Annotated in this window: 5 protein-coding genes; 1 reads left to right on the forward strand and 4 read right to left on the reverse strand. The window is 71.3% G+C overall.

Features of this window, described 5'->3' with window-relative positions; translation table 11 throughout:
* Positions 1–145 precede the first annotated feature (145 nt).
* The gene (locus tag ACFWY6_RS42340) at positions 146–3,229 is read right to left on the reverse strand and encodes an endo-alpha-N-acetylgalactosaminidase family protein (RefSeq protein WP_384702292.1); all 3,084 of its coding nucleotides are present in this window, start codon (positions 3,227–3,229) and stop codon (positions 146–148) included.
* Positions 3,230–3,427: 198 nt separating this feature from the next.
* Positions 3,428–4,222, reverse strand: coding sequence for a serine protease (locus tag ACFWY6_RS42345; RefSeq protein ID WP_360763391.1), 795 nt, complete (start codon positions 4,220–4,222; stop codon positions 3,428–3,430).
* Positions 4,223–4,499: 277 nt separating this feature from the next.
* On the opposite strand from ACFWY6_RS42345, the gene ACFWY6_RS42350 reads away from it, so the two are divergent.
* Complete coding sequence (locus tag ACFWY6_RS42350) at positions 4,500–5,408, forward strand: hypothetical protein (RefSeq protein WP_384702295.1); 909 nt, start codon at positions 4,500–4,502, stop codon at positions 5,406–5,408.
* 12 nt (positions 5,409–5,420) lie between these two features.
* On the opposite strand, the gene ACFWY6_RS42355 is transcribed toward ACFWY6_RS42350, so the two are convergent.
* Both ACFWY6_RS42355 and ACFWY6_RS42360 read right to left on the reverse strand, forming a co-directional pair.
* Positions 5,421–6,287, reverse strand: a complete 867-nt coding sequence (locus ACFWY6_RS42355; RefSeq protein ID WP_384702298.1) for a pentapeptide repeat-containing protein — start codon at positions 6,285–6,287, stop codon at positions 5,421–5,423.
* Positions 6,288–6,434: 147 nt separating this feature from the next.
* Entirely contained in the window at positions 6,435–8,003 is a 1,569-nt protein-coding gene (locus tag ACFWY6_RS42360; RefSeq protein WP_384702301.1) for a DEAD/DEAH box helicase, read from the reverse strand.
* Positions 8,004–8,060 lie beyond the last annotated feature (57 nt).

Below are 8,060 nucleotides of genomic sequence, written 5' to 3' on the forward strand. Positions count from 1 at the left end.
CCACCCCGCGCTGCCCGCCCCCGGGCCGGTGCGGCGGGCGGGGGCCACCGAGGTGGGGGGGCGGGCCCGGGCGCGGGGGGGGGCCCGGGGGGCGCTGGGCAACGGGGGGGGTCAGCCCTGCGGGGCTCACCCAATCCCCCCAGCCCTACACCTCCCGCACCTCGAAGCCGTCCAGGACGAACTCCGCCTTGCCGTCGTCGCCCGTCTTGCGAAGGCCCACCCACGCCTCCCCCTTGGCGGGAGCCGTGAACTCGTACGTGAGAGCCGTCGGCTCCGTGGCCACCGGGAGTTCCTTCCGGTCCGTCTCACGCGGGCCCGGCGCGTCCACCCCCGTCACCCACACGTACTGCCCCGCCTTCTCGTTCTCGTACCGGAAAGAGACCCGGTAGCGCTTGCCGGGAGCGAACCGCACCGTATGCGGCACCGTCCGGTACACAAGACCCGCGTTCTCGCCCCGCGACTTCAGGGAGTTCGCGCCGTCGACGACGTCGTCGATCGCCTTCCCGTTCCAGCCCCGCTGCGTGTACGGCGCGTGCCGCTGGGCGATGTGCGTGCGCGGGTCGGTGACATCGCCCGCGTCGCCCTTCACGAAGGGCCCCCACCCCTGCGGGACATGCTCGAAGTCCTCGTGGGCGAGGACACCGCGGGGCAGCTTCACCGGACGGCCGCTCGCGACGACCCGTACGTTGTCGAACCGCACCCGCGCCTTCCCCGCATCGGCCCGCAGCGTCAATTCCACCGGCCCACCGCCATCGGGCACGGTGAAGTACGTGAACATGCGCTGGAAGCGCGTCCCGTGCTTGCGGTCGGCGGCCACGAAGTTCCCCGCCGTGGACGTCCGCGTCCAGTTCGCCGCCGAGACCCCGTCCGCCGTGCGCACCTCCAGGCTCGCCCTGCGCTCCTCACCCGCCTTCGCGCCCACCTCCACCTGCACGGACGCGACGTACGTCCCCGCCTTCAGCCGGCTCAGCCGCCGGCCGACGGCCGCCGCGCCGCCCGATGCGATCACCAGCTCGTGGTCGCCGAGGTCGCTGAGCTCGACGGACGCGGGTCCGGACACCTTCCAGCCGTCCAGGGAGCCGGAGTTGAAGCCCGGGTCGTGCAGCGGCGTCCCCTGCCCCCACTCCGGGTCGGGCACGGCCTCGGCACGCGAGCGGTAGAGGACGTAGGGCTGCTTGGCCTCGGCGTCGAGGGTCACCTCACCGCCCCCGCGCACCGGGACGTCCGCGACGAAGACCCGCCCCTGGTCGGTGAGCCGGTACAGGGCGACCTCGGACAGACCCGCCCAGCCCTTCGGCAGCCGCCAACTGCCGCTGCCGCCCTTGAGGTTGTAGTGGTACAACTTGGCGGGATCCGTTGCCTTGCGCGGCTCCCAGGGGAGCAGATAGCTGCCCCCGTCGTAGACGACGCGGCCGTCGGTCGTGATGCGCCGGGTGCCGCCGGTGTCGGAGACGGCCGTCCCCGGGGCGCCGAAGAAGCTGATCTCGTGCTCGCTCCAGGACTTGATGGGATACGCCTGGAGGTACTTGGCGGGCAGCGATTCGGTCCAGATCAGGTCGTAGAAGTACGTCCAGTCGGTCTTGCCGACCCAGCCCTCGAAGTTGCCCATGCGGGCGATGCCGAGCAGCGTGGGCCACTTGTCGGCGAAGACGTCCTTCTGGTGGTTGCGGATGAAGCGGATCAGGCGGGAGTTGATGCCGCGCGACGTGTCGCCGCCGTAGTCGGGCTCGGTGGCCCAGTGCGACCAGACCGACGAGCGCTCGAAGCCGTGGCCCCACTCCGATGTGACGATCCAGCCCTGCTCGCGGAAGGCCCGCTGGAGCCGGTCGGAGGTCCAGCCGGACTCCCGGAACACGTCGATGTAGAGGGTGCCCAGAGCCTTGTCGGTCTGCGCGCGCAGATCGGCGAAGCGCTTGATGATGTCGCCGGAGACCAGGTCGCGGCGCTGGTCGATGCGGTAGCTCTGGTCGAGCCAGTCCCACTGCTCGTTGCTCTTGTCGACGAGCGTGTCCGAGAAGGCGTTCGCGACGGGGTACGACTCGGTGGCGTTGACGTGCACGCTGAAGTCGCTGTTCCACTTCTTGCCCTCGCGGACCAGGGTGTTGAGGTCGTCCAGGCCGCCCGCGCGGGTGTTGTAGTTGTCCGCGTAGTCGGGGTGGGCCGAGTCGTGGCCCTCGGACTGGTAGCCCTTGAGTAGCGTGTACTGCCGCAGGCCGTCCGTGGCGAGACTGATCCGTTTGACGTTGTCGAGGGTCGTCAGGAACGGATTGGTCGCCTGCGAGGCGAAGTTGAAGGGGATGTGCGGGACGACCCTCAGGTGCTGCTCGTCCGCGCCCAGCGGGTTCACCATGATGTCGCGGAAGGCGATGGCGGCGTCCTGCCAGTCGACCTTGCCGTCGCCGTTGCGGTCGCCGGTGACGACGACGGTGGCGTACGGAAGGGGCTCGGTGTCCCCGGCGGGCGCGGTCGCCGCGCGGTGCGTCCACTGGCCGGGCGTGAGCCGGGCCTCCACGTACCCGTCCCGCTTGACGGTCTCCCGCCAGAGGCGGCCGTTCTCCCAGGTCGTCCCGGCCTCGGTGGTGGGCTTGTCCCAGACGGTGTTGGTCTCGACGGCGCCGCCGAGCCCGTCGTGCGCGACCACCGCGTACGCGCATCCCGTGGCCGCCTCCGCGGCCCCGTCCGGCGCCGGCCTGACCTCGGTGTCGCCGCTCTCGGCCTTGTCCAGCTGGACCTTGGCGGCGAGCAGCGTGGCGCCCGCCTGGTCGCTGCGTACGGAGAGCAGGGCGAGGCCGGGGACGCGGAGGGTGCCCACGCGCAGCGCGTCGGTGTCGGCGATCTCCGTCACCCGCCAGTGCACCTGCCGGCCCTCGACGGCGATCTCGACGGCGACGGTGGTGCCGCCGGTGAGCGTGAGGACGTACGCGACACGGTCGTCACCGGCGGTGTGGGTGACCTTCGGGGTGTGCTCCTTCTCGTCGATCAGGAGCGTCGTGACGGTGTCCGACTGGGCGTACAGGACCGCGTTCGTGGCCCGGTCCTTGTACGACACGATGCGCGGGAAGTCGGTGGCGACGCGCACCTCCAGCGTGCTGGAGCGGATGACGGTCTCGCCCGCCGCGGGCCCGGCGAACGCGGTGCCGCCGAGGCCCACGGCGACGCCGACACCGGCCAGCGCTCCCGTGGCGACGACGGTTCTGCGGCTCGGCCCGGACGTTTCTGACGACACCATGGCACCCCTCCTGGGACGGTTCTCGGTGTCGATCACCTTGCGCCGGGCGGGACTTGTGCGCCCATGGACAAAGGGGGGACAGGTGTTGGACTAACGGCGCGGGGGGGGCGTGCCGGGGGGACACACACGACGCGGGGCCGGACCCACCGACTGGTCCGGCCCCGCGCTTGGTGTGGTGCGTTGTGCCCTGCTAGCGCCTCAGAGCTCCGACGCCGCCTTCTCTATGTCCGCGGCGAAGGTCGAGACCTCGGTGTAGACACCGGGGAACTTCGGCCGCGCGCAGCCCTCGCCCCAGCTGACGATGCCCACCTGGATGTACTCGCCCGCCTCGTCCTTGCGGAACATGGGGCCGCCCGAGTCACCCTGGCAGGTGTCCGTGCCGCCCTCGGGGAGGCCGGCGCAGAGCTCCTCGCCGGGCGTGAGCTGGTCGCCGTACGCGGCCTTGCAGTCGTCGTCGCTGACGAACGGCACCTTGGCCTTGAGCAGGTAACGCTGCTGCTCGCCGCCCTCCTTGTCGGCACCCCAGCCGGCGATGTCGAAGTCGCCGTTGTTGAGCTTGTCGTCCTTGGCGATCTTCAGGGTGGGCTGGTCGATCGGCTTCTCGAGCTTGATGAGCGCCCAGTCCTTGCCCTTGCCGTTGTAGCCGGGGGCCTGCAGGACCTTGGTGGACTTCACGTTGATCGCGTCGGGGCTCTCCAGGTCCACGACGCCACCGGTGGCGGTGATGCTGGTGTTGTCGCCGGAGCCGTCCACACAGTGGGCGGCGGTCAGCACGATGTCCTGGGCGTACAGCGCGCCGCCACAGCCCATCGACAGACGGACCATGAACGGGAATTCACCCTGCTCGGCCGGGGTTCCACCGACCACACGCTCACCCGGGTTGGGGCCGGGGTGCGGGGCCGCCTGGGCGGCGGGCTGAAGGCTGACGGCGGTCGCAAGGGCGATGGCACCGAGGGCGGCGGCTCTTGTCACTCCACGCAGCTTGGTGTTCAACGGGCTTCCCTTCGTGGGGGGTTCGTGGGGGGTTGCACGCGTGACGGGCCCTTGCCGTCCCCGCAGGGTGCGCGCGGATGGCATGAGCCCGCCAAAGCGTTGTTGCGGATTATGGAGATCGGTGTCCGCATAGAGCAAGGGGCGGTTTTCGGCCAGGGGGCTCCGCGTGGGCTGGTTCCGGATGAGGGGATGCGCCCTACAGTGGAGTCGAGTTGAGGCGAAGTTGAGGCGAACTGGTGCGCGACGGGACCAGTCGGAGCGTCTTCAGGGGGTGCGCGTGGCGGACGGCGGGCCGGTGCAGCACGGCTATCCCCACCTGGAGACGGTGCGTTCCGCGATCACCGCGCTGTACAAGCGCCTTTCGTACGACACCGTCCACACCTTCGAGACCAGCGTCTCCCCCGCCGACGTCGCCTTCTGCGACGACGACGATCTGTATCTGGGCGTGCAGCGGGTCGCCCGCGAAATGGTGCGGCATCTGCGCCTCCCCGACGCCCGCATGATCGTCAGCTTCCGCGAGATGGAGCACGCGGCGTACGTCGAACTCGCCGCGGGGCCCGAGTACTTCATCGAGCTCAACGACCGGTTCCGCACCCACCGCCGGGACATCGGGGCGGCGCTCGCCCACGAGGTCATGCACGTCTATCTGCACCGGCTCGACCTGGAGTTCCCCGGCACCCGCGACAACGAAATCCTCACCGACACCGCCACGACCTATCTGGGCGCGGGCTGGCTGCTCCTCGACGCCTACCGCGAGGACGGGGCCTCGTCGCAGAAGCTCGGCTATCTCACTCCTGAGGAGTTCGGGTACGTCCTCGCCAAGCGGGCCATCGCCTTCGGTGAGGCGCCGGAGACGTGGTTCACCAGCGCGCAGGCGTACACGGCGTACACGAAGGGCCTTGCCCAGGCCCGGCGCGACGAGCAGGAGCCGCCGCTGACGGCCGCGGGGTGGGCGGGGCGGCGGCGGTACGCGAAGGACCGGCGGTACGCCCAGGATCATGGCTCCGCGGGCGGTGCGCCCCGCGGCGGCTCGTACGCGTTCTCCCGTGACGGGGGCGCGAGCGGCGGCGTGCTGCGGGTCTCGTTCCCGTGTCCCACGTGCCGGCAGCGGATCCGGGTGCCTGCGGGGAGGCGGATCCGGGCGCGGTGCGGGTTGTGCCGGACGGTCGTGGAGTGCGACGCGTAGGGGCCGCGCCCGCTACTTCCAGTGCGAGGGCCGGTTCAGCGCCGGCGGCAGCTTGGTCTCGGCGTCGCCCTTGGCCGCGTTCACCTGCGACTGGGTCAGGAAGATGCTGCCGGTGAGGTCCGCTCCGCGCAGGTCGGCGTCCCTGAAGTCCGCGCCGATGAGGTCGGCTTGCCTGAGGTCCGCGCCGCGGAGGTCCGCCGCGATGAGGTAGGCGCCGCGGAGGCTGACACCGCGCAGGTCGGCGCCCTTCAGCTTGGCGCCGAACAGGTCGGCCCCCCTGCGGTCCTTCTTCTTCCGGCGGACGTCCGCGCGCGCGAGTTCACTGACGCGCAGGAGAAGGGCGCCGACGCCCTCGCGGTGCGTGGCGACGTCCGTCGCGGCGACTTCGGCGGGGGTGCCCTGGGTGAGGCGCTCGGTCTCCGCGAGCGCGCGCTCGATGTCCGGCCTGATGGGGCGGGCCTGGGGCAGGTCGCGTGCCTCGGTCAAGTACCAGAGCAGTTCGTGGAGTTGGCGCATCACGGGGAACACGTCGAACATCTCGCGGGCGGCACCCTTGTCGCCCTGCCGCCAGTCGACGCCGTCGAACGTGCCCTGGGAGACCTTCTGGCCCGCGCCGAAGCAGTCGTAGACGGTGCAGCCGGAGTAGCCCCGCTGACGGAGATCCTGATGGATGCCGCAGCGAAAGTCCTGCTGGAGGTTGGAACAGGGGGTGCCGGCGGCCTTGTTGACGGGAAAGTCCGAGGACTTGGCAAAGGTGAGGGCCACGCAACAGAGCCCGAAGCAGCTGCCGCAGTCGGCACGGAGGTCGTCGACCACGGGGAGCTGAAGCCGGGGCTGGAGGTTCGGCTCGGTCCCGCGCTCTCGCTGGCTACGACCCATCACGCACTCCTTCGGGCCTCGGTCTCGGTGCTGTTCGTCTGCCCCCCCAGCAGCCGCCGTTGCTGTGGGCAGGCGTTCCGCAGGGCGGAACGGGTGGGCACAGCCCCAGCCGCCGGGCTACTGGTGAACCAGGCGGCTGGGAAAGGGTTACGCCGCGCTGCGGCGCGAGGGGCCGCCCCGGCCGCCGCCGCGCCGGGGGCGACCGCCATCGCCACCGGTGGAGCGGGGCTGCCCCTGGCCGCCCTCGCCCCGGGGCGACTGGGAGCCGCCCGAGCGCGCACGACGCTGACCGCCACCCTGGCCGGCAGGCCGACGCCGCCCCCGCTGCGGAGCAGCCTGCTGCTGCGGGACCTCGATGACCACCGGCACCCCGGAGGGCTCCCTCGCACCCGTGATCCGCGCGAGCTCCTCGTCCGACGACGACACCCGCGTCGTGTTCGGGCGGATGTCCGCGTCGGACATGAGCCGCGTCATGTCCCGCTTCTCGTCGGGGAGTACGAGCGTGACGACACTGCCGGACTCACCCGCGCGGGCGGTACGCCCACCCCGGTGGAGGTAGTCCTTGTGGTCGGTGGGCGGGTCCACGTTCACGACCAGGTCGAGGTCGTCGACGTGAATGCCGCGCGCCGCCACGTTCGTCGCGACCAGCGCGGTGACCTGTCCGTTCTTGAACTGGTCGAGCGTCCGGTTGCGCTGCGGCTGCGAGCGGCCGCCGTGCAGCCCGGAGGCGCGCACCCCATTGGCGAGCAGCCGCTTGGTGAAGCGGTCGACGGCACGCTTGGTGTCCAGGAAGAGGATGACGCGGCCTTCGCGGGCGGCGATACGCAGCGCGACCGCCTTCTTGTCGGTCTCGTCGGCGACGTACAGAACGTGGTGCTCCATCGTCGTCACCGCGCCCGCGGACGGGTCGACCGAGTGCACGACCGGGTCCGTCAGGAACATCCGGACCAGACGGTCGATGTTCTTGTCGAGCGTCGCGGAGAACAGCATCGTCTGGCCGCCCTGCTCGACCTGCTTCAGGAGCGCGGTGACCTGCGGCATGAAGCCCATGTCGGCCATCTGGTCGGCCTCGTCGAGGACGGTCGTACGGACCTGCGAGAGGTCGGCGTCGCCGCGCTCGATGAGGTCCTTGAGACGGCCGGGGGTCGCCACCATGATCTCGGCGCCGCGGCGGAGCGTGCCCGCCTGCTTGGTGATGGAGAGGCCGCCGACCACCGTCGACATCCGCAGGTTCACCGATGTCGCGTACGGCGTCAGCGCGTCCGTCACCTGCTGGGCGAGCTCACGCGTCGGCACCAGGACCAGGGCGAGCGGCGAGCGCGGCTCGGCGCGCCGGCCGGCGGTGCGGGCGAGCAGCGCGAGGCCGAAGGCGAGGGTCTTGCCCGAGCCGGTGCGGCCGCGGCCGAGGATGTCGCGTCCCGCGAGGGAGTTGGGGAGCGTGGCGGCCTGGATCGGGAACGGCTCGGTCACGCCCTGCGCGGCCAGCGTCTTGAGCAGCGCCTCCGGCATGTCCAGGTCGGCGAACTGCTCGACCGCGGGCAGCGCGGGGGTGATGCTCTCGGGCAGTGCGAATTCGCCCTGCACGGGCCTCGCCTTGGGGCGGCCTGACTTCTTCGCGGTGCCCTTTGTCTGGCCGCCGCCGGCCACCGGGGCCTTTCCGCGTGCGTTCGTGGAGCGCCTGCGGGCAGGACGCGCCGGGCGGTCGGAGCGATTCATACGGAAATGCCTTCCTGGACCTGGTGACAGCACAAGCCGGGGCCCGCACCTTTCGGG

Origin of the sequence: Streptomyces sp. NPDC059037 (assembly GCF_042740015.1) — a bacterium.
Classification (GTDB): Bacteria; Actinomycetota; Actinomycetes; order Streptomycetales; family Streptomycetaceae; genus Streptomyces.